The sequence below is a fragment of the Desulfobaculum sp. SPO524 genome, assembly GCF_044987625.1.
Taxonomy (GTDB): domain Bacteria; phylum Desulfobacterota; class Desulfovibrionia; order Desulfovibrionales; family Desulfovibrionaceae; genus Desulfobaculum.
In genome coordinates this window covers 658014-678923 of record NZ_JBJDSB010000001.1, presented here as the reverse complement: position 1 = coordinate 678923, position 20910 = coordinate 658014, and the positions used below count along the sequence as shown (strand labels likewise).

The following is a 20910-nucleotide window of genomic DNA, read 5'->3' as shown; positions in this document are numbered from 1 at the left end:
AGAGAGGACATGTCTGTACGGATGAAATTGACCAGCATCGGGGCCATAGCCCTTGTCGGGCTGGTCGCGGTGTTCGCCATTAGTGTGTATGGCGGCTGGAGTGTGCGGCAGACAATGCTGCTGGAGAAGGAAGCGAGCAGCGCCGGGGCGGCCATGCTTCAGGCGCGGCGGCATGAAAAGAATTTTATCTTGCGCATGGAGCGCCAATGGGCGGACAAAGCCATAGACGCCCTAGGCGATGTGCGCGCGCGGCTGCGCCATCTGCAGCACAACGACCCGGACTTTGCGGCGCGCGCCGGAAAGGCGCTGAGCTACCTTGAAAGCTATGAGGGCAGCTTCAAAACGGCGGTCATGTACGAAGAGCGCCTTGGATTCAGTGAGGATCAAGGCCTGCGCGGCGAGATGCGCCGCAGCGTGCACGACATGGAAAACACCTTTGCGCGTGTGGACGTACCGGAGCTGCAGTACCGCCAGCTGATGCTGCGCCGGTACGAAAAGGACTTCATCATCCGCGGCAGTGAAAAGGCGGAGCAGAAATTTGCCGGGGCCGTCCGCCAGATGCGCACGGCTCTTGATGCCTCTGCGGACATTGATGCCGCCCTGCGCTCGCAGCTGACCAGCGACCTTGACGCCTATGTGAACAGTTTTGCCCAGTTGGTGAAGACGCGCCACGCTCTGAACGACCAGCGGGCCGCCTTCATCAACGCCGCCCGCAGTGTGGAGCCGCTGGTGCTGAGCATTGCGCAGGACGCCGCCGCGCGGCAGGATTCCGCATTCAAGACAAACGTCATTGTGTCTGTTGTGGCGGCGCTGGCTACGGCGCTGGCGCTCATTGTGTGCATCTACCTTGTTGGGCGTTCCATTCTACGCCCCCTTGCGGCGTTGCAGGACTGCTCCGACAAAGTGGCGCAGGGCGATTACGAGGCGGTGTCCAAGGTGGGCTTTACCGGCGAGTTTGAGGCGCTGCGGGCGGATGTGGAACTGATGGTTGCCAGCATCCGCAAGGCCATGGACGACGCCCACGCCAAGAGCGGGGAGGCCGCCCAGCAGGCGGTCAAGGCGCAGAAGGCCATGGACGAAGCCCACGAGCGCGAAGCGCAGGTGCGAGAACTCCTCGGCACCATTACCGATGTTGCCAAGCAGTCTGTGGAGATTACCGAGGCGTTGTCCGCCGCGTCTGCCCAGCTGGCCGCCGAAGTGGAGCAAACCACCGAGGGCGCGGCGCTGCAGCAGCAGCGCGTGGGGCAGACCGCCACGGCCATGGAGCAGATGACGGCGTCCATCCTTGAGGTGGCGCGCAATTCCGCCTCCGCGGCGGAGATGGCGCACAAGAGCCGCGAGGATGCCATGGAGGGCCGCCAGCGCGTGGAGAATACGGTCAAGGACGTGGCAAAGGTGCAGTCCAGCACCGAGGAACTTTCCGCTGTCATGGACGACCTGAGCGAAAAGGCCAGCTCCATTGGCGAGGTGATGAACGTTATCGCGGACATTGCGGACCAGACGAACCTGCTTGCCCTGAACGCCGCCATTGAGGCCGCCCGCGCGGGCGACGCCGGGCGCGGTTTTGCTGTTGTGGCCGACGAGGTCCGCAAACTGGCGGAGAAGACCATGGCCGCCACGCAGGAAGTGGGCCGGGCTATCTCCGGCGTGCAGGAATCCGTGCAAAGCACGGTGGCCAAGCGCCGCGTGGCCGAGGATGCCCTGCAGGCCACAGTCCAGCATGCCCGCGAAGCCGGAGAGATGCTGGAAGGCATTGTGGAGAGCGTGGAAGGCACGGCCCAGATGGCGCAGAACATCGCCACCGCAGCCGAGGAGCAGTCCTCCGCCTCCGAGCAGATTAACGGCTCCGTGGAGGAAATCAGCGTGGTGACGGACGAGACGGCCAAGGGCGCTGTGGAGTCCGCCGAAGCCATCCGCGGCATTGCCGGACGCGCCGAGCAGTTGCAGCGCCTTATTCAGCAACTGCGCGCCGCCAGCTGATACATCGTACCGGAACTATAACGAACGGCCCGGAAGGAGATGTCCTTCCGGGCCGTTTTTTTTCGCCGGGGCGGGGGGAGGTTAGCCGGGGTAGCCCTCGTCAACGGGCAGGCCGGACTGCTGGGCGGCGGCTTTGGCAAGCTCGTCACAGCGTTCGTTGTCCGGGTTGCCGCTGTGGCCCTTGACCCAGTTGTAGGAAATGTTGTGCTTGGCGATAAGCGGCAGGATGCGCTGCCACAGGTCCTGATTTTTTACGGGCTTTTTGGCGGCGGTTTTCCAGCCGCGCTTTTGCCAGTTGCCAATCCAGTTTTGCCGGATGGCGTCCAGAAAGTATTTGGAATCGGAGTGCAGTTCCACGTCGCAGGGGCGCGTGAGGGCGGAGAGCGCTTCGATAACGGCGGTAAGCTCCATGCGGTTGTTGGTGGTTTCCCGGAAGCCGCCGGAGAGTTCCTTTTTGGTGTCGCCAAAGCGAAGCACCGCGCCCCAGCCGCCGGGACCGGGGTTGCCGAGGGCGGAGCCGTCGGTATGGATGATGACGGTCTGCCCGTCTGGTGTGTCGGTCATGCTGTATCCTTATGGGGTCGTCGTGTGGTTCAGGTCCATGAGCCGCTGCCACGTCAGGGCGAGGGCCTTGATAAGGCCTGTGGGCCAGCTGTCGCTGGCAAAGTACGGCGCCATGTGCGTTGTTTGCAACTGCGTGATGAATTCCGGCCCAAGGGCGCGCTCCACCAGCGGCGGGAAGAAGACGATGAGCTTTTCGTTGGCGGTATCAAGGCCGAAGAATATGGTCTTGGAGTCCAGCGCCGGGATTTCCACGGGCCCGTCCTGAATGGACAGGCGCAGCTCCACGCCGAATTCCTCTTCGAACATGCTGGAGAGCTCGTAGAGGTGCTTCTTTTGCGCCTTGCTCATAAGGCCCGTGGCGTCCTGCAGGGTACTGCGGGATTTGATGTCCTCTATGGTTCTGTCAAAGTGCTGCATGTACAGCCAGCCCACGCCGAGAAAGACGCAGATGAGGAGCATGATGCGCAGAAAGCGGATGCCGCCCGATTCCGATTTGGGCGGCAGGATGTTGAGTCGCATGGGGGTCTCCTTGAAGCTGCCCGGCCCGCTGGAAGGCGGCGCCATAAGGGCGTGGTGGACGATGCCGCACGGTATGCGCAGGGGGTGTGCGCCGTCAAGGCGGTAGGGCGGTCTAGTTTTCCTCACCTCGCAGGGCGGCAACCGGGTCCATGAGGGCGGCGCGCCGCGCCGGACGGATGCCGAACACGACGCCAATGGCCGACGCGGAGAGGAGCGCCAGCACAAAGACTTTGGCCGAGAACTGAATCTCCAAAATGCCAAGACGGGACAGCGTTTGCCCAAGGCCCATGCCAAGAGCCATGCCGATGAGCGCCCCGGCGCAGGTGAGCAGCAGCGCCTCCATGAGGAATTGCGCCGTCAGCACCCACGAGGACGCCCCAAGGGCCTTGCGCAGGCCAATTTCCGTAATGCGTTCGCTGACGCTGATATAAAAGAGGTTGGCAAGGACAAAGCCGCCCACCAGCATGGCCACGGCGGCGGTAACGCCCAAAAACGCCACCAGCCCGCCCTTGAGGATGCTGATGAATTTGAGAATTTCATCGGCGGTGAGGATGGTGAAGTCGTCCGGTTCATCGGCGCGCAGGCCGTGCAGGTGCCGCAAAAAGGAGCGCAGGTTCTCCACGTGGGCGCTCATGTGCTCCGGGTCGTGGAACTTGACGCGGATGGCGCGGAAGTATTTGCGGTCCATATTGAAGCGCTGGGTCAGGGTGGTCAGGGGCAGGACCATGCGCTCGTCAATATTGCCGCGCCCGCCTGTGAAGCCCCGGTACGACAGCCGCCCGATGATTTGCACGGGCAGGTCGTCCAGAAACACCACCTTGCCGATGGGCGATTCGTCGCCGAACAACTCCTGCGAGACGGCCTCGCCGATGAGGCCGACCTTGGCCCCGCGCGTCACGTCCTCCTTGGTGAAGTCGCGCCCGGCGGCCAGCGGCCAGTTCCAGACCTCGGAGTAGCCCTCAGTGGCGCCGACGACCACGGGCACTTGCATATTCTTGTTGCCCGACTTGGCCGTGATGTTGCCCTTGCCGCGCATGGGCACCACCAAATACGCGCCGGGCAGGGACTCGCGCAGGCGGCGCACGTCCGTCCACGACAGGGTGAGGGTGCGCTTGCCCACGGCGCGGCTGCGGATGTCGCCGCCAAGGATGAAGGCGGCGTCCGGGCCGAACATTTCCATGATTTCCATGGTGCGCCGCTCCGCGCCGTCAATGGCCGTGACGATGATGGTCAGCGCCGCAATGCCAAGGGCGATGGCGGAGACCACAAAAGCACTGCGCAGTTTGTAGGCCCACACGGCTTCGGCGGCAAAGCCGAGGGCGCGGTACAACTGGCGGCAGGCCCTACAGGTTGGACGCAATCTGGCCGTCCGCAAGGAGGATGCGTGTTGAGGCATGGCGTGCTGTGTCCTCGTCGTGGGTCACCATGACGACTGTGGTCCCCTGCTGGTTGATGCGGGAGAGCAGGTCCATGATCTCCGTGCTGGTGGCGGAGTCCAGCTGGCCTGTCGGCTCGTCGGCAAAGATGACCGCCGGGCCGTTGATGAGGGCGCGGGCCAGGGCCACACGCTGCTGCTGGCCGCCGGAAAGCTGGGACGGGCGGAACGAGGCGCGGTCCTCAAGCCCCACAAGGCCCAGAAGCTCATGCGCCCGCGCCGTGAGTTCGCGGCGCGAGGTGTCGCCATACAGGCCGGGCAGGATGACGTTTTCAAGGGCCGAGGCGTAGGGGATGAGGTAAAAGCTCTGAAAGACGAAGCCAAAGCGCGTGCCGCGCAGGCTGCTGGCTTCATCGTCGTCCATGTTCGCCACGTTGGCGCCGTCGAGCAGGTAGCGCCCGGAGGAGGGGCGGTCCAGCAGGCCGAGGATGTGCAGCAGGGTGGACTTGCCGGAGCCGGACGTGCCCTGCAGCGCCACAAAATCGCCGTGGGCGATGGTCATGGACACGCCCTTGAGGACGCTTGTGACCATATCCCCTTGCGTGTAGTCGCGCCGGATGTCGTCAAGCTGGATAAGCGGGGCGTCTGTCATCTACTTGGACGCCTTTTTCTTTTTGGCACCGGGCAGCACGAGCTGGGTGGCGACGGTGTCGCCGTCGCTGAGGCCCTCCAGGACTTCCGTCCGCTGGCTTCCGGCGAGGCCGAAGGTCGGCGAGGTGCGCCGCGTTTCGCCCTTGTCCACCACGTACACGGCCTGCTCACCGCTCACCCATTTGATGGCGCTGTTGGGTAGGGAGAGCACGTCGTCCTTGGTTTGGACGATGATGCGACACTGGGTGGTCATCTCCGGGCGCAGACTCAGGGCCGTATCGCTGCCAAGGGTGACGAGGGCCTGATAGTACACGATATTGTCGCGGACCTCCGGCTCCGGGTAGATTTGGTCGATGCTGCCGTTGAAGACCGTGTCCGGGTAGGCGTCCACAAGGAACTCAACCGGCATGCCCTGCTTCACCTGCCCGATGTCCGTTTCATCCACGTAAATCCACATTTCAAGGCGCGTTGGGTCCAGCACGGTGATGAGGTTCGTCACCTGCAGGCCCGAGACCACGGTTTCGCCTTCCTGCGCGGTGACTTTGCTCACCACGCCGGTGATGGGGCTTTTGATGCGGGTGTAGGACAGGCGCGTACGGATGGAGTCCAGATTGGCGCGGGCTTCCAGTACGGCCTTTTCGGCTTTGCGCCGCTCCTTGATGAATTCCTTGCGCAGGCGGGCGAGGGCGGCCTTGCGGGCACGCAACTGGTTGCCCTTCACGTCCGCGCTTTGGACGGCGCTGTCCAGCGTGTCGCGGGCGATGAGATTTTTGGCGTACAGGCGCTCCTGCCGCGCCAGATTCTGGATGGCGTAGTCGGCTTCCGCTTCGGCGGCGGCGTAGTCGGCCTCGGCCTCGGTGATTTGCAGGGGGTAGACCGTGCGCACGCGGTCCAGCTCGGCCTTGGTGCGCTCAAGGCGCGCGGTGGCTTCGGTCTGCGTCGCGTGGAGTTCGCGGTCGTCGATGATGGCGATCAGGTCGCCCTTGGTGACGGCGTCGCCTACTTTGACGCGCATGCTGGTGATGCGCCCGGTGGCCTGCGCGCCGATTTTGACGATGGCACCCACCTGCGCCTTGACGATGCCGGTGGCGTCCAGCTGTTTGCGCACTTGTCCTTTGCGGACGGTGTCGGTCTTCAGCACGGTAATGGCGCCGCCGCTGTTGCCGGAGAACCAAAGAAAGGCTCCACCAGCCAAAAGCGCCAGCGCCAGAGTGATAAGCAGTAGTCTTCTACGCACGTGAATCCTTGTGGCGTCGAGGGTCCATGGGAAGTCGAAAGTGCAGGTTACTCTGCGGAGTTGGCGAGGTCCAGTATCGCCGCGGCGTATTTCTCCTTGATTTCATTGAGGTAGGCTTCGTCCATGCCGCCCTTCCAGGTGACAACCTCAAGGAAGCGGCGGGGGATTTTCACGGCGCGCGGGTCGAAGCCGCAGGCCAGCTTGTGCCGCCAGCGCAGGATTTGCATCTCGCGCGCGAGGTCGTCCAGGCGGTCAGCCGCGTCGGCAAGGCCCACGGAGGTCAGCGCCTGCTGCAGGCGCTCTGTGCTGTAGACCTTGCGCGCAAACAGGCAGGACACCATACCCGTGAGCATCACGCGCTTGCGCTCGTCCTCTATCATGAACGCTACGGCGTCGTCGGCGTCCTGCTCGCCGGGTTTGGCTTTTTGGTCATAGGAGTACGCGCCGCTGTCGAGGTGCGAATGCCGAAAGCCCAGCGCCTGCGAAACAAAATATACTTCGCCCGTGGCGTAGCCCGCCATCTCCTGCCCGAGGACGCAGGCGAACTCCTCGCCGCCGTAGTGCTTGGCCGCGGCCAGTGCGCCCTGCCCAAGGCGGGCGTAGAATTCATTGGCGCGGCTGCCCAGCAGGGGCACGGCGTCGATGAAGCCGCTTTTTGTGCCGCTGACGAGGGGGACGATGGTGTCCTCCTGACTAATGAGACCCTTGTCCAGCGCTTCGGCGGCCCACGCCAGCGCCACGCCCGCACTCATCACGTCGAGCCCTTGGCGCTCGCACTCGTCCAAAATGGCCAGCACGTCGGACGCCGAGGTCAGCCCAAGCATGGACCCGCAGGCAAAAATAGGCTCGTAGTCGTAGGAGACCTGCCGGTAGAGGTATTCGTTTTCGTCGGCGAATTTTTCGCGCAGCAGGCCGATGTGGATGCAGCCCACCGGGCACCCGGCGCATGCCGTTTGCCGCAGCAGAAGCTGTTCGGCAAAGCGCTCGCCGGAGATGCCGTCGATTTCCGGGCGGGTGGTCTTGCGTAGGTTGTCCCACGGCAGGGCCTTCAGTTCGTTCAGGGCGAGCAGGTTCTCGGCAGTGCCGAGGTTGTGGTACTTGCTCATCATCCCGGAGTCTGTGACTTCCGTGTAGATGTCCTTAAACAGGTCCTTGTAGTCCTTGCCGCCGGGCAAATCGAGTTCGCGGTCACCGATGACGGCGAGACCTTTGAGGTTTTTAAAGCCCATCACCGCCCCGGAGCCAAGGCGGCCAAAGTGGCGGAAGGAGTCCACATTGATGCAGGCGTAGGCCACGCCGTTTTCCCCGGCGGGACCGATGCGGATGATGCTGCCGTGCCCGTGGGTGGGGCGGCGTTTGCGCAGGTACTTGCCGGTGCTGAACACGTCGCGCCCACGTAGGTACTCCACGTTTTCCACGTCGATTTTCCGTCCGCCCACGGTGAGGAAGGACAGCTCCTTTGCCTTGCCCGTGACGACAATGGCGTCGTACCCCGCAAAGCGCATGGACAGCGCCAGGCGTCCGCCCGCGTGGGATTCGGCGTATTCGTCGTTGTAGGGCGATTTGAAGGCGCACACCACCTTGCTCATGAGCGGGAACATGCCCGTCAGTGGGCCGATGGCAAAGATTAGGGGCTGGGAGGGATGCTCCGCCGGGTGGTCCGGACTGCCGAAGTGCTCAAACAGCGCGGCGGCAAGGCCGGACCCGCCAAGGGTTTCGCTGACCGGGGCAAAGTCCGAGCGCTTGCCCTTTCCGGTGTCCAGATTCACGTGCAGGATGTGGAACATGCGGTCACTCATCGGACGCCTCCCTGCGGCTTGGGGTGGCGGAGGAGGGCTGCGGCGTTCCCGCGTCCACAAGCTCCAAACAGTCGTGCGGACAGAAGGGGACGCACCGCCCACAGTGGATGCAGACGTAGGGCAGGCCGTCCTCGTCGCTCATGGCGATGGCGTCCACGGGGCAGGCGGCCGCGCATTCGCCGCAGCGGATGCACAGCTCTCGCTTGACCTTGACGCCGCCGTCCTTGCGTTGGCTAAAGGCCCCGGTGGGGCAGGCAATGGCGCATGGTGCCGGGTCGCAGGCAAGACAGTAGCGGGCTTCGAATCCGGTGGTGAGGCCGCCCGCCGAGCCGATGCGGATGCCCGCACGGGACCAGGACAGGCTGCTGTGGACGAGACGGGAACAGGCGAGAGAGCAGGAATGGCACCCGATGCAGCGTTCCATATGGCTGGCACGGAGTATCTTCATGGTGCATGGCTCCACCATGCCGCCGGGCGAGTGCCCCGGCGGCATGGGTTCGGTCGGAGTTAGGCCATTTCGGCAATCCACTCGGCGAGCGGAACCTCGATGACCTTACGGATTTCTTCCAGACGCTCTGGCGACTGCGCCTCAAAGCGCAGGACGAGCACGGGCTGCGTGTTGGACGCGCGCAGCAAGGCCCATCCGTCCGGGAAAGTGATGCGGACGCCGTCAACGTCGATGATATCATATTTTTCCCGGAAGTAGTCCTGCGCGCGGCGCACCACGTCAAACTTGATGGCGTCGGGGCAGTCCTTGCGGATTTCCGGGGTGTTGTAGGTCTTTGGCCAGTCGCTGAGGTAGGTGCTGATGGGCACGCCGGGCTTTTCGCTCATGATTTCCACGATGCGCTGGGCCGCGTAGCAGCCGTCGTCAAAGCCGTAGTAGCGGTCGGCAAAGAACATGTGGCCGCTCATTTCGCCGGCCAGTTGCGCGCCGGTTTCCTGCATGCGCGCCTTGATGAGGGAGTGCCCGGTCTGGCCCATGATGGGCACGCCGCCGTGCTCGGCAATGTCGTTGTACATAAGATGGGTGCACTTGACCTCGCCGATGATGGTGGCACCGGGGATGTTTTCCAGTACCGAGCGGGCGTAGATGGCGAGGAGCTGGTCGCCGTAGATCATGTTTCCGGTTTCGTCGATGACGCCGATGCGGTCGCCGTCGCCGTCCAGACCGATGCCAAGGTCCGCGCCCTCGTCCTGTACGCGCTGGATGAGGTCCGCCATGTACTTGGGCACGATGGGGTCGGGGTGATGGTTGGGGAAGTCGCCGTCCGGGTCGCAGTACTGGTCGATGACCGTTGCGCCGATGCGGGTGAGCAGCTCGCGGCAGACCTCGCCCGCCGCGCCGTTGCCGCCGTCGAGGACGACCTTGACGGGATTGTTCAGCGTGGTCTGGGCGGCCAGCTCGTCGAGATAGGCGGGCACGATGTTGTGCTCGCTGGCGACGCCGGCACCGGTTTCAAACTCACCGGCCTGCATGATCTGGTAAATTTTTTGGATTTCCTCGGAGTGGATGGTGGTCTCACCGGACCAGACCTTAAAGCCGTTGAACTCCGGGGGATTGTGGCTGGCGGTAATCATGACGCCGGCCTTGCGATGGAGCGTTTTGCAGGCGAAGTAGAACAGCGGCGTGGCGACCATGTTCAGATAGACAACATCAATTCCCGTCTCGGTAAGGCCCTTGATGATGCTCTTTTGGTACAGGGGAGAGGAGTGCCTGCAATCGTGGGCCACAACGGCCTGCGTGTGCCCCTGCTGCCTGAAGTAGGTGCCGCAGGCGCGCCCGAGGGTCTCGACCCATTCTGCATCGAAGTCGGTGTCCACGATGCCGCGGATGTCATAGGCCCTGAAGATCTCCTGATTGACGGGTTTCATTTGTCCTCCGTATTTCTTGGCATTTTCTTTCGTATATTCATTGCGGAACCCGGCACTACCATACTACACTTAGGATTGGGTGTACGACATTTTTCGGGACGGACGCAAAACGTGTGCGGCCCGGCCCACGCCGTTTCCATGGCACTGCGCCGGAGGGCGACATGCTCAGGAGGTCTGCTTGACCTCTGAAATCATTGAACGTAATTGGTGTTATTATGAATTGGGATTGGGAAAAACTCCAGGAAAAACGGAAAAGGCAGCCGGGCGGCGGAGGCGGAGGCCCCAATTTCGGCGACGTGAACGTCGATTGGGACCGCTTCAAGAATTTCAAGTTCCCGGCATGGCGCATTGTGCTTCTCATAGCCCTTGTGCTGTGGCTTGCCTCGGGCATTTACATCGTCGGACCGGACGAGGTCGGCGTTGTGCAGCGCTTTGGGGCTTTTGAACGACAGTCGGAACCCGGCCCGCACTACAGGTGGCCCTTCCCCATCGAGTCGGTGCAAACGCCGAAGGTGACGCAGATTCGCCGTGTTGAGGTGGGCCTTCGTACCGTAGGCCGCCGCACGCAGATTTCCTCGGGGCAGTTCCAGGACGTGCCGCAGGAATCGCTGATGCTCACCGGTGACGAGAACATCGTCGACGTGCAGTTCATCGTGCAGTACCTTATTCGCGATGCGAAGAACTATCTCTTTAATGTGCAGAATCAGCACGAGACTGTAAAGAGCGTGGCCGAAGCCGGAATGCGTGAAGTCATCGGCCGCAACAAGATTGATACGGTGCTTACTACGGACAAGCTCGCCATCCAGAACGAAACCCGCGAGCTGATGCAGGAAATGTTGGACCGCTATGAAGCTGGCATACGCGTTGTGGCTGTACAGCTGCAGAACGTGCACCCGCCCAAGGAAGTCATCGACGCCTTTAAGGACGTGGCATCCGCGCGCGAGGACAAGAGCCGCTTCATCAACGAAGCCGACGCCTACCGCAACGACTTGATCCCCAAGGCGCGTGGTCAGGCGGCTGTGCTCCTGAACAAGGCCGAGGCCTTTAAGGAGACGCAGGTGCGCAAGGCCAAGGGTGACGCCGCACGCTTCCTCGCCGTGCTTGAGGAGTACAACAAGGCCAAGGACGTGACGCGCAAGCGCCTGTACCTTGAAACCATGGAACACATCCTCTCCAACCCCAACACGGAAAAGATCATTATGTCCGACGAAGCCCTGCGGGGTGCGGTGCCCTATTTGCCGCTTTCCCCCAGTGGCTCTTCCGCGCGGCCTTCTGGCAAGGGAGGGAGCAACTAAATGTCTTCCAACAAATCCGTAGCCCTTATTGTGCTGCTGGTGGCGCTGTTCGTCGGCGCAACGCAGACCGTGTATACCGTGGATGAGACGGAATCGGGCATTGTGCTCCAGCTTGGTAAGCCCGTTGGCGGCATTATGGAGCCGGGGCTGCACTTTAAGCTGCCCTTTGTCCAGAACGTCATTTTCTTCGACAAGCGCGTGCTCGAATACGACGCCCGCCCCGAGGAAATCCTCACCAGCGACAAGAAAACCATGCTGGTGGACAACTATACCAAGTGGCGCATTGTGGACCCGCTGGAGTTCTACCGGACCCTGCGGACCGTGAATACCGCCCGCTCGCGCTTGGACGACATCATCTACTCCCAGCTGCGTGCCTCTCTTGGCCGCTACACCCTCGGTGAGGTCGTGGCCCACAAGCGCGCGCAGATTATGGAAGAGGTGACCAAGCGTTCCTCCACGCTCATCAGCGAATACGGCATCGAGGTCGTGGACGTCCGCATCAAGCGTACGGACCTGCCCCCGGAGAACGAACGCGCTATCTTCGGCCGCATGCGCGCCGAGCGTGAGCGTCAGGCCAAGCAGTACCGCTCCGAAGGTCAGGAGGAATCCGCAAAAATCAAGTCGCAGGCCGATAAGGAACGCGCCCTCATCCTCGCCGAAGCCGAGCGCAAGGCTCAGGTGCTGCGAGGCGATGGCGAAGCCGAAGCGACCAAGATTTTCGCTGGTGCCCTCAAGCAGTCGCCGGACTTCTACTCCTTCAAGCGCAGCCTTGAAGCGTACGAGAAGAGCTTTGACGACAAGACCAGAATCATTATGACCCCGGACAACGAGTTCATGCGCTACATGCGCTAAACTGCACCGCTTTGAAACATAGAACGCCCCATCTCGCCGAGGTGGGGCGTTTTTTTGGATATGGATGGCAAGATAGACATGTGGTAAATTGATTGACAATATCGGCGGGGCCATTCAAAAAGGGGTTGCATTTTTCCCGCGGGAATTGAATGATTACTGCGCAAGCAACAAAACGAGTTGGCGAGAACGATAGGGATTTGACAAACTGGACCAGATTAGTATGATTATTGCCTACGCCGCTCCGGCTGAATAGGACAATGCACACAAGGGCGCGAGTGCATATAGATTAAGGCGCGCCTGTGTCGACATTGGCAGAATTCTGATCGAATGGTTCCGTGTGGATATACGACCTCACATTTTTCCTTCCACCCGCGCGTTTTCACTTCGATGCGCTGCCTGTCCCCCTTTCGTCTTCAGTGGGTCTTGATTCGGTGGGCGCCCCGGCGGCCGTGATGGCTCCGGCAGCAGGTGCCGTGGAATTCCAAGTGCCACAAGCTGCTCAATACGCTTGGCAGGAGAGCGGTTGCCCTTGACGATGTGCGTCATCATTGAGGGATGAACCCCTATCATACGCGCCAGCTCCTTCATTGGGATGCCGTGGTACGCCAGCCAGGCCCGAAGAGCCGCCTGTCGGCCGCAGGGGTGTTGGTCCAAGGATGTGTGAATTTTTTGTTCCATAACGATGTCCTAGCGATTTGACTGTATAGACTAGCTGATAGTCTTGTCAATACTCTGCTATGGAAAAGAAGGGTTTATTAATGAGTAAGACAGGTTCCAAGTACGGACAAGGGTTCGGACCGGTCGTTGAACGGATAAAGGAAGCAACCGGAACGAGGACGCAGGTCGAGCTGGCCAGTGTTCTGGGTATCCGCCAGTCCAGTATTTCCGACGCCAAGCGCAGGGACTCCGTCCCCGCGGATTGGTTTTTGACGCTGTTCCGCAAGTACGGCCTCAACCCCGATTGGCTGGCCATGGGCCGCGGTCCTGAGCACATCAAGACCAAGGAAGGCTACCAGCCTTTTGATCAGCCTGCGCTGTCCGAGACGCTGCATGAAGAGGGCGCGCCCTACGGCGATCCGCTGGCTTCCGGCAAGGTGGTCACCTACTACGGTATGGCCGGCGAACTGAGCGAGCAGGGCCAGTGGAAGCCCACCGCCGCAGGCCAGATTATCATCCCCTCCGCCTTTGACCGCGAGTCTTTGCTTGTGGTGCAGATGGACGGTGCGGGCATGGAGCCTCTGCTGCGCCGCGGCGCTTTTGTGGGGCTGGACCGCGACCAGAAGGCCATCACTTCCGGCGAAGTCTACGGCGTGCTGGTTCCCTACGAGGGACTGGTCATCCGCCGCGTGTACTTTGACGCCCAGCAGAATCTCTTCGTCCTCAAGTCGGAGAACCCCAATCATGTGGACCAGCAGCTGTCCATCGACGAATACGGCGAAAAGGTCGTTGGTCGCATGATCTGGTCCATGCAGGAAGCGTAAGCCGAGCATTCCCCGGATATTCACCGCATCAGCGGTTTCACAAAGCCCCCGTCACCGGGGGCTTTGTTGTTTCTTGCCGGGTGTTGTGGGTGGTGGGCTATGCTGATAGGCTAACACGCCGCATCCGCCGCACGGGTGGCGGAGCGGTTCCCTCCCGGCCCGATTTGCGCCTGTTGAGCTTCACCGGAAGCTCCGCAACGATGAGACATAACGGATGACACCCCATGGATTTTGACCTGCTTTGGAATGGTTTGGGCTGGCCGCTGTGCCGCCTAATTTTCTATATTTCCCTTGGCCTGATGATTGGTAACCTTATTGAGGCGCTCAATTGGACGCGCGCTGTGGCGCGCGTGGCCGAGCCTATTACGCGCATCGCCCGCCTCAAGGACGTGACCGGGGCCAGTTTTTCCATGGCGTTTTTCTCGGGCATTGCGGCCAACACCATGCTGGCCGAGGCCCACGAAAAGGGCACCCTGTCGGACAAGGAATTGATGATCTCCAACCTGTTCAACAGTCTGCCGACGTATTTTCTGCACATGCCCACGCTGTTTTTCATCACCGTGCCGTTTATTGGCAGCGCGGCGGTAGTGTATGTGAGCCTGACCCTTGGCGCGGCGTTTTTGCGCACGGCATTCATCATCCTTCTTGGGCGGCTGGTTCTGCCGCCGTTGCCGCCGGGCTGTGTGACGTGCCGCTTGGACGAGCAGCGCAGCGCGGGCTGGCGTGAAGCCCTCAAAAAAACGTGGAGCCGCTTCAAAAAGCGCATCCGCAAGATTTTGCGCATCACGGTGCCCATCTACATCGCCATCTACCTGCTGAACCGCTACGGCGCGTTTGGAGTGTTTGAGGACTTCTTGGCCGAGCATGTGTCCTTTTTTTCGTGGTTGCCGACAGAGGCGCTGTCCATCGTGGTCTTCCACGTGGCGGCGGAGTTTACCGCCGGGCTGGCCACGGCTGGCGCGCTGATTCAGGAAGGCGCGCTGACCACGCGGGAAATCGTCCTCGCGCTGGTGCTGGGCAATGTGCTGTCCTCGCCCATGCGGGCGTTTCGCCACCAGTTTCCGTACTATGCAGGCATCTTTAAACCGCGCATCGCTCTGCGGCTTATCGCCGCCAACCAGACGCTGCGCGTCGTGTCCATCATCACCACGGGCACGCTGTATTATTTCTTTGGTTAAGAGGGGCCGGGTAGCCCGGACCTTCTCTCGAACGCACGACATATTGACAACACCGGAGCCGACAATGCGACGTATTGGCCTTCTTGGCGGCATGAGCTGGGAATCCACCATCGAGTATTACCGCATCATCAATGAGGAAATCGCCCGCAGGTTGGGTGGCGTCCATTCCGCCGACATCGTGATGCAGTCCTACGACTTTCAGCAGGTCGCGGACCTCATGCATGCCGGGCGCTGGGACGATGTCGCGGCCAAGCTGACGGCCACGGCGGAGTCCCTGATTGCCGCAGGCGCTGAGTGCATGCTTATCTGCACCAACACCGTGCACAATATCGCTCCCAAGCTGGAGTCCGCCATTTCCGTGCCGCTTTTGCACATCGCCGACGCGGCGGGCCGCGAATGCACAGCGCGCGGCTGGTCCCGCGTGGGGCTTTTGGGCACGGCGTTCACCATGGAGTACGACTTCTACCGGGGCCGCCTTGCCGACGCCCATGGCGTTGAGGTGTGCGTGCCCGGCGAGGCCGAACGCAAGGAAATCAACCGCATCATCTTTGAGGAACTGGTAAAGGGCGAACTGCGCGACGATTCCCGCGCCACGTATCTTGAGGCCATCAGCCGCCTGAAGGACAACGGCGCGCAGGCCGTGGTGCTTGGCTGCACGGAAATTCCGCTGCTGGTCGGTCCCGAGCACACCGACGTGCCGCTGTTGGATACCACGCGTCTGCACGCCCTTGCGGCGGTGGAATTTGCCCTTGCGGGCGAAGGCGCGGCCAGCTAGCCGCCAGATCCAGAGCACAATGCAAAAACAGCCCGGTATGCGTCACGCATACCGGGCTGTTTGTCGTTGTATGGCCGGGGCTACTGCGCGGTGGCGCTGGCGCCGTCGGGTGCGGGAGAACTGGCGGCATTGGCCGCAAGGGCGGTGGTGTCAAAGCCTTTCAGGTCCATGGCCAGCTCCTCGCTGAGGGAGGCAATGGCGCCGATGGCGTTGATGTATTCTTTGTCCGTGGTCAGCCGCCGGGAAATCCACGTGGCAATGTCCATGACGTCGCCTTCGGACAGGAGCTTGCGGGTCTTCTTGGGGGAGGCCATGGACAGGATGGTGGCGCGCATGCTGTCGCGCTCCACAAGGGCCTTTTTGATTTCTGCGGAGATGCGGTCCAGTTGCTTGGCCGGTGCGTCCTGCGCCTCAAGGTCGGCGTAGGCGCCGTAGGCGTCGGTGACGCGGCGGGCGGCGCGGCTGTAGCGCTCCATCACGTCCACAAGGTCGCGGCGTTTGGCAAAGGCGCGGAAGGTGCTGCCCACCTCGCGGACCATGGCCGCGTAGACGTCCAGCATGTTTTCGGCTTCCTTGGCCGTGAGGGCGCGGAAGGCGTAGCCGCCTTCGGGGGCCTTGAATTCACGGGTTTGGTGTATGCCTTCTTCGGCAAGGGCGGCCACAAAGGCGTCGCCAAACAGGGCGTACACGGTGCGCAGGACGATGGGCGACATCAGGTGGCGCAGCACGGCGGTGCGGCCTTCCAGCACGTCGCGCGAGCCGGTGCGCAGGCCCGTCAGCTCAATGCCGTAGTGCATGTTGAGCTTCTTGAACGTGAGGGTCGTGATGCCGCCGCCGGAGGGATTATGTCGGGTCCGCGGGGGGTGGTAATTGGTGGCGCACAAGCGGGCGAGGTCGCGGACAAAGTCCGGCGTGACCACGGCGTCCGTGCGTTGCTCGCTGGGTGTGGCGTTGCCGCGCACCTGCGAGGCGTTGGTCTCCTGCGCGGGGGCGGCGGGCTGCGGCTGCGTTGTTGCCTCTGCCGTGGCGTTGCCGTCGTCAGTCACGGGCACGCGGGGCAACTCGGACAGATACGAGGCCGCGCCGTCGGCTTCGTCCTGCCGCGATTCGGTCTGGGCGTCCGGTGCGGGGGCAGTGCGGGCATTCCACAGCCAGAATCCGGCACCAATGGCAATGAGGACCACTGCGAGGGTGAGGAGCGATTTGCGTTGGGCGTTCATGTCGGTCTGTCCTTTGGTTGCGCTGTTGCTGCCGAGGTGCTGGTTAGCTTTCGTCGTCGGATGCGGCGCGCATCCGTTCGAACTCGGGTTTCAGACGGGCGAGGACATGCACGTAGCCGCCGGGGGAGTGCGGGACGGTGCAATGGGTGCAGTCCTTCACCTTGCCGCGCCATGTGGGATTGCCGCCGCAGTCCTGCAGAAAATACAGGGGGCAGAAGCAGAACAGGCAGTTGAAATGCTCCGGGTCCGCGTCCTTGTGGCAGGGGAAGTATCGGCAATCCGTGTTGCGGAAATACTTGTGATTATGTTCCATCTGTGTGTCACGTCTCTTCATCGTGCCGAGATGTATCGCAAAAGGCATGCCCAGCGCAATGTGTGGCAAAGGCGTCGAGGGTCAGGTTGCCTTCGCTTGCCCGTGCGGCCTGCCCGATTTGCGCAAATATAGGAGCCAGAAAGTCGGCGTTGCTTTCAAAGGGCTCGCGTCCTGTGGTGTCCCTGTACAGGGACAGCGACTGCATCACATCCACGATGCGCACGCTCTGCGGGGGACGGGCAAGGGTGTATGCCTCGCCGCGCTCGCGGTCAACTTTAACCACCACGCCGCTTTGGGCAAGCATGAACATCACATGGTTCACCAGCTTCACCGGCGCGCCAAGGCGGTGGGCGATGTCCTCATTGGTGGGTGTGGGCCGTCCGCTTTGAAACATATGCGTGATAAGGGCGAGGACGAGTACCCCCAGCTTTTGCCTGTCGTCAAAGCTGTACTCGTTCATGCGCGCCTCGCTGTAGTAGCTTTCGCTGTACTGGAGGGCGAAGCAGATTTCCGCGCCCAGCAGGACGATAATCCAGCTTATAAAGGTCCAGATGAGAAAGAGCGGCACCTGCGCAAAGCTGCCGTAAATGGCGTTGTAGTTGGTGGAGGTGGCTTGGTACTGGATGTAGGCCATCTGCACCAACTGCCACAGGCTGCCGGCGATAACCGCGCCGCCAAGGGCGGCGGGAAAGCGTACCCGCGTGTTGGGGATAAAGACATAAATAAAGAGAAGCGCCAGCCACGTGGTGAAGTAGGGCAGCAGCTTGAGCAGGGCGATGTACAGCGTGCTGAAGACGGAAACGCTTAGAATCTGCTGGACCACGTGCGTGCTCTGGAGCGACGCCGTGGAACTGATGGCCACGATGATGAGCAGTGGGCAGACCATGGTCACGGCCAGATAGTCCGAAAACTTGCGCCACAGGCTGCGCTGGCTCTTCACGCCGAAGATGGAATTAAAACTCGCCTCAATGTTCCCCAGCAGCGAGATGACCGTCATGAAGAGCAGGGTCACGCCGGCCACGCCCAGCGTGCTGACGTTGGTGTTGTTGATGTAGCCGATGATGGTTTCCACCACTTCGGGGTTGCCGGTGGTGGCCTGCATGAGCAGGGTGCGGATGAAGGTGGAGTTTTGGAACCCGAAGCCCTTGGAAATGGAGAACGCCACGGCCAAAAGCGGCACCATGGAGAGGACGGTGGTATAGGCCAGCGCCGAGGCGCGCAGCAGGCACTGGTCGGCCACAAAGCCCCGGCCAATCATGTACAACCAGCGCATCAGGCGCGCCAGCTGCTTTTCGGCAAAGGAGCTGGTTTCATCAAGCGGGTCGTGAACGCGGGGGAGGCGGATCACGGCGTCCTCCAATGGTGGCGCGGATGCGGGCATCCGCTGGGTGAGCGAGTGCCGGGCACGAAGGGCGCTGTGGCGGCTTCGTGCCCGTGTTTGGTTCTGGTCAAGCTGGCGCGGGCCTTGGCCGCGGGGCTAGGCGATGCCGGTTTCCTCGGCCACGCCGGCCATGGCGGCGATGGACAGGGTCAAAAATGCGCCAAGGTCCATGTCCAGCTTCTCACACTCGTGGATGCGCTCGCGGTTGACGCTGGCGGCGAAGGATTTGTCCTTCATTTTCTTTTTCAGGCTCTTGGCCTTCATGCCGTCCATGCGGGTGGGGCGCACAAGGGCGGCGGCGGAGATGAGACCGGTGACGGTCTCTGCCGCGCGCAGGGCGTAGTCGAACGTGCTTTCGGCGGCAACGCCTGTGCATTCTTCATTGTGGGCGATGATGGCGTGCAGGGCGTCTTCGGGCATTTGGCCGTCCAGCATATCCTTGGCCATGGCGCCGTGCTGTTCGGGCGTGTCCTTGGTCATGGGGTAGTCAAGGTCGTGCAGCAGGCCGGTGATGCCCCACAGCTCGGCGTCCGCCTCAAACTGCGGCGCAAGGGCGCGCATGATGGCTTCGGTCTGTTTGGCGTGATTGATCAGGTGCGGTTCGGGATTTTGCGCGGTGATAAGGGCCAGCGCTTCGTCTCGTGTCATCATTGGTATCTCCTCAAAATGATAATGTATGCGGCAAGCCTACAGGAAAGACGCTAAAAAGGGCAAATGCTTCGCTGGAATTGCAGTGTTTCAGTATCTAGGCATGCTTATTGCTCAATACCCTCATGAGAGGGGGAATCGTCGGTTTTTCGACGTCGTCATTCCCGTTAGGAGAGCGTGTACATGAATAGATTAAGTAGCATAACCAAACAGATTGCGGCGCTTCAGAAGATATCGCAGTTCCGCGGCGGGCAGGGCCTGCCGCTGGGGGATGCGGCCTTTGGCAGCATGTTGCAGAGCATTCTTACCGGCGGCCCGGGAACATACACGGGCGTTGAAGGCCAGCTGATGCTGGGCCGGGAATTCATAAACGGTATGACCGGTGAGGGGGGGGCGCATCAGGCCAGCGAATTCGCAGGGCTGACGGACGCTTCCATGCTCATCGACACGTTGTCGGACTCCGGCGGCGACGCGCGGGGCGACGGCGAGGGAGCCTTCCCCGGCGCGCTGGGCGGCGCCAATGCGTTGGCAACCATGCTGGAGACCCTGCGAAACGTCCACCACAGACAACGCACCGAGTCCATGACCACGGCGCAGAAACACGGCGCTGCGGGCGATTCCTTTGCCACCGTCAGCGCCAAGACCGACGCCGGCGCCCAGCCGGGCAGTGCGGCCGTGCAGGCCGCCACGGCGGGGGCTACAACTGACGCAGATGCCGCAGCCGGCGCTGTGATGGCGCAGGCCGCAGGTCATACGCCCACCGAGTCGCCCTCACGGCAGGCGGCAACGCAGGCCATGGAAAACAAGGCCTACGGCAGCAGCGAGGCCGCGCGCCTTGCAGGCTTGCTGGCGGCGCGTTTTGAATCCAATGGCGATCCCGGCGTGATCGGGTATGACCGGGTGGGCGGCACGTCCTACGGCATGTACCAGATTTCATCACGCGCGGGGACCTTTGACGGTTTTCTGACATACCTTGACCGCCACGCGCCCAAATGGGCCGAGGCTCTGCGCGGCGCGGGCAAGGCCAACACCGGGTCCACCACGGGAGCCGTTCCCGCTGCGTGGGAGGATATTGCGCAGGCGGAGCCGGAGCGCTTTGCCGATGTACAGCACGAGTTCATCCGCGAGACGCACTTTCTGCCGGCGGCGCGCAAGGTGGCCGAGCTGACAGGGCTGGACCTTGAAGGCGAGGGCGGCGTGCTGGCGCAGGTGCTGTGGAGCACCGCCGTACAGCACGGGGCATCCGGCTCGGCGCGCATCTTTGCCAGCGCCGTGGACGCCGTGAACAGAAATGGCGGCGAGGACTTTGGCAAGTCGCTTATTCAGGAAGTGTATGCCCACCGCAGCGGCCAGTTCGGCTCCTCCACGGAGCGGGTCCGCAGTGCAGTGCACAGCCGCTTTGCCAGCGAGATGGAGCTTGCGCTGTCGCTGTTCGACGGCGGGGATGCGACCCTGTCCGGCATGCTCGCCTAGGCGGGCGGAGACCGGCGGCGTTGTGGCCGCGTAATGCGGTTGCCCTTTGGGCGTGGACCATCCGTGCGCCTTGAGCCGCGCTTTGTTCGAATCGTCAGCAAGACAACGAGCCAGCTTGGCTGGGAAAAATACGTGGCGCGCCAGCCTTATGGCGCGCTTGTGGCGGCGGGCCACGCTTTTCAACCCCGGATGCGGCAACGCGTCCGGGGTTGGTGCATTGGGGGCTGTGGCGGACGCCGCGCGCTACAGGGCGGAGGAAGGGTCCCGTCCGTGCGGCGGCGGGGCGGCAGAGGC

19 protein-coding genes are annotated in these 20910 nt (G+C 62.2%); 7 read left to right on the top strand and 12 right to left on the bottom strand.

The features are described from left to right. Window positions 1-9: 9 nt before the first annotated feature. Complete coding sequence (locus ACI3L3_RS02865; protein ID WP_404843587.1) at window positions 10-1980, top strand: methyl-accepting chemotaxis protein; 1971 nt, start codon at window positions 10-12, stop codon at window positions 1978-1980. 81 nt (window positions 1981-2061) lie between these two features. Here the strand turns inward: ACI3L3_RS02865 and rnhA are convergent, their stop codons facing one another. From rnhA to ACI3L3_RS02825, 8 genes are all read right to left on the bottom strand, one after another. Continuing rightward, window positions 2062-2544: a ribonuclease HI gene (gene rnhA / locus ACI3L3_RS02860; RefSeq protein ID WP_404843586.1), complete on the bottom strand. Its 483-nt coding sequence runs from the start codon at window positions 2542-2544 to the stop codon at window positions 2062-2064. A gap of 9 nt (window positions 2545-2553) precedes the next feature. Further along, the gene (locus tag ACI3L3_RS02855) at window positions 2554-3063 is read right to left on the bottom strand and encodes a hypothetical protein (RefSeq protein WP_404843585.1); all 510 of its coding nucleotides are present in this window, start codon (window positions 3061-3063) and stop codon (window positions 2554-2556) included. 112 nt (window positions 3064-3175) lie between these two features. Next, a complete protein-coding gene (locus tag ACI3L3_RS02850; RefSeq protein WP_404843584.1) occupies window positions 3176-4423 on the bottom strand; it encodes an ABC transporter permease in 1248 nt (415 codons plus the stop codon). Beyond that, window positions 4407-5090, bottom strand: coding sequence for an ABC transporter ATP-binding protein (locus ACI3L3_RS02845; protein ID WP_404843583.1), 684 nt, complete (start codon window positions 5088-5090; stop codon window positions 4407-4409). The genes ACI3L3_RS02850 and ACI3L3_RS02845 overlap by 17 nt, the downstream gene beginning before the upstream one ends. Beyond that, window positions 5091-6326 carry an efflux RND transporter periplasmic adaptor subunit gene (locus tag ACI3L3_RS02840; protein WP_404843582.1) on the bottom strand — a complete coding sequence of 412 codons (1236 nt, stop codon included), beginning with the start codon at window positions 6324-6326 and terminating at the stop codon, window positions 5091-5093. A gap of 47 nt (window positions 6327-6373) precedes the next feature. Beyond that, window positions 6374-8125, bottom strand: coding sequence for an aldehyde ferredoxin oxidoreductase N-terminal domain-containing protein (locus ACI3L3_RS02835; RefSeq protein WP_404843581.1), 1752 nt, complete (start codon window positions 8123-8125; stop codon window positions 6374-6376). Next, window positions 8118-8573 carry a 4Fe-4S binding protein gene (locus ACI3L3_RS02830; protein WP_404843580.1) on the bottom strand — a complete coding sequence of 152 codons (456 nt, stop codon included), beginning with the start codon at window positions 8571-8573 and terminating at the stop codon, window positions 8118-8120. Before ACI3L3_RS02830 ends, ACI3L3_RS02835 begins: the two co-directional genes overlap by 8 nt. 59 nt (window positions 8574-8632) lie before the next feature. Beyond that, window positions 8633-10000: a phosphomannomutase/phosphoglucomutase gene (locus ACI3L3_RS02825; protein ID WP_404843579.1), complete on the bottom strand. Its 1368-nt coding sequence runs from the start codon at window positions 9998-10000 to the stop codon at window positions 8633-8635. Window positions 10001-10296: 296 nt separating this feature from the next. On the opposite strand from ACI3L3_RS02825, the gene hflK reads away from it, so the two are divergent. The 5 genes from hflK (at window position 10297) to ACI3L3_RS02800 (ending at window position 15581) form a co-directional block, all read left to right on the top strand. Further along, window positions 10297-11295 carry an FtsH protease activity modulator HflK gene (gene hflK / locus ACI3L3_RS02820; protein ID WP_404843578.1) on the top strand — a complete coding sequence of 333 codons (999 nt, stop codon included), beginning with the start codon at window positions 10297-10299 and terminating at the stop codon, window positions 11293-11295. Beyond that, window positions 11296-12147, top strand: coding sequence for a protease modulator HflC (gene hflC / locus ACI3L3_RS02815; RefSeq protein ID WP_404843577.1), 852 nt, complete (start codon window positions 11296-11298; stop codon window positions 12145-12147). A 758-nt stretch (window positions 12148-12905) separates the two neighbouring features. After that, window positions 12906-13628 carry a helix-turn-helix domain-containing protein gene (locus tag ACI3L3_RS02810; RefSeq protein WP_404843576.1) on the top strand — a complete coding sequence of 241 codons (723 nt, stop codon included), beginning with the start codon at window positions 12906-12908 and terminating at the stop codon, window positions 13626-13628. A 224-nt stretch (window positions 13629-13852) separates the two neighbouring features. After that, a complete protein-coding gene (locus ACI3L3_RS02805; protein WP_404843575.1) occupies window positions 13853-14806 on the top strand; it encodes a hypothetical protein in 954 nt (317 codons plus the stop codon). 64 nt (window positions 14807-14870) lie between these two features. Further along, window positions 14871-15581, top strand: coding sequence for an aspartate/glutamate racemase family protein (locus tag ACI3L3_RS02800; RefSeq protein WP_404843574.1), 711 nt, complete (start codon window positions 14871-14873; stop codon window positions 15579-15581). Between the two features lie 80 nt (window positions 15582-15661). Here the strand turns inward: ACI3L3_RS02800 and ACI3L3_RS02795 are convergent, their stop codons facing one another. The 4 genes from ACI3L3_RS02795 to ACI3L3_RS02780 all read right to left on the bottom strand — a co-directional run bounded on the left by ACI3L3_RS02795 (window position 15662) and on the right by ACI3L3_RS02780 (window position 19146). Continuing rightward, window positions 15662-16801: a hypothetical protein gene (locus ACI3L3_RS02795; protein WP_404843573.1), complete on the bottom strand. Its 1140-nt coding sequence runs from the start codon at window positions 16799-16801 to the stop codon at window positions 15662-15664. Between the two features lie 43 nt (window positions 16802-16844). Next, window positions 16845-17114, bottom strand: coding sequence for a cysteine-rich small domain-containing protein (locus tag ACI3L3_RS02790; protein ID WP_404843572.1), 270 nt, complete (start codon window positions 17112-17114; stop codon window positions 16845-16847). Between the two features lie 7 nt (window positions 17115-17121). Then, window positions 17122-18462, bottom strand: coding sequence for a YhjD/YihY/BrkB family envelope integrity protein (locus ACI3L3_RS02785; protein WP_404843571.1), 1341 nt, complete (start codon window positions 18460-18462; stop codon window positions 17122-17124). Window positions 18463-18591: 129 nt separating this feature from the next. Further along, a complete protein-coding gene (locus tag ACI3L3_RS02780) occupies window positions 18592-19146 on the bottom strand; it encodes an HDIG domain-containing metalloprotein (RefSeq protein ID WP_404843570.1) in 555 nt (184 codons plus the stop codon). Window positions 19147-19326: 180 nt separating this feature from the next. Here ACI3L3_RS02780 and ACI3L3_RS02775 point away from each other — a divergent pair, with 180 nt between their 5' ends. Continuing rightward, the gene (locus tag ACI3L3_RS02775) at window positions 19327-20616 is read left to right on the top strand and encodes a hypothetical protein (protein ID WP_404843569.1); all 1290 of its coding nucleotides are present in this window, start codon (window positions 19327-19329) and stop codon (window positions 20614-20616) included. The last annotated feature ends 294 nt before the right edge of the window (window positions 20617-20910 follow it).

Excerpts from the sequence above, each read along its gene's own strand:
- ACI3L3_RS02775 (WP_404843569.1), top strand. The coding sequence starts at position 19,327 with ATGAATAGATTAAGTAGCATAACCAAACAGATTGCGGCGCTTCAGAAG.
- ACI3L3_RS02825 (WP_404843579.1), bottom strand. The coding sequence starts at position 10,000 with ATGAAACCCGTCAATCAGGAGATCTTCAGGGCCTATGACATCCGCGGC.
- hflC (WP_404843577.1), top strand. The coding sequence starts at position 11,296 with ATGTCTTCCAACAAATCCGTAGCCCTTATTGTGCTGCTGGTGGCGCTG.
- ACI3L3_RS02865 (WP_404843587.1), top strand. The coding sequence starts at position 10 with ATGTCTGTACGGATGAAATTGACCAGCATCGGGGCCATAGCCCTTGTC.
- ACI3L3_RS02855 (WP_404843585.1), bottom strand. The coding sequence starts at position 3,063 with ATGCGACTCAACATCCTGCCGCCCAAATCGGAATCGGGCGGCATCCGC.
- ACI3L3_RS02830 (WP_404843580.1), bottom strand. The coding sequence starts at position 8,573 with ATGAAGATACTCCGTGCCAGCCATATGGAACGCTGCATCGGGTGCCAT.
- ACI3L3_RS02835 (WP_404843581.1), bottom strand. The coding sequence starts at position 8,125 with ATGAGTGACCGCATGTTCCACATCCTGCACGTGAATCTGGACACCGGA.
- ACI3L3_RS02790 (WP_404843572.1), bottom strand. The coding sequence starts at position 17,114 with ATGGAACATAATCACAAGTATTTCCGCAACACGGATTGCCGATACTTC.
- rnhA (WP_404843586.1), bottom strand. The coding sequence starts at position 2,544 with ATGACCGACACACCAGACGGGCAGACCGTCATCATCCATACCGACGGC.
- ACI3L3_RS02795 (WP_404843573.1), bottom strand. The coding sequence starts at position 16,801 with ATGAACGCCCAACGCAAATCGCTCCTCACCCTCGCAGTGGTCCTCATT.
- ACI3L3_RS02780 (WP_404843570.1), bottom strand. The coding sequence starts at position 19,146 with ATGATGACACGAGACGAAGCGCTGGCCCTTATCACCGCGCAAAATCCC.
- ACI3L3_RS02845 (WP_404843583.1), bottom strand. The coding sequence starts at position 5,090 with ATGACAGACGCCCCGCTTATCCAGCTTGACGACATCCGGCGCGACTAC.
- ACI3L3_RS02800 (WP_404843574.1), top strand. The coding sequence starts at position 14,871 with ATGCGACGTATTGGCCTTCTTGGCGGCATGAGCTGGGAATCCACCATC.
- ACI3L3_RS02810 (WP_404843576.1), top strand. The coding sequence starts at position 12,906 with ATGAGTAAGACAGGTTCCAAGTACGGACAAGGGTTCGGACCGGTCGTT.
- ACI3L3_RS02805 (WP_404843575.1), top strand. The coding sequence starts at position 13,853 with ATGGATTTTGACCTGCTTTGGAATGGTTTGGGCTGGCCGCTGTGCCGC.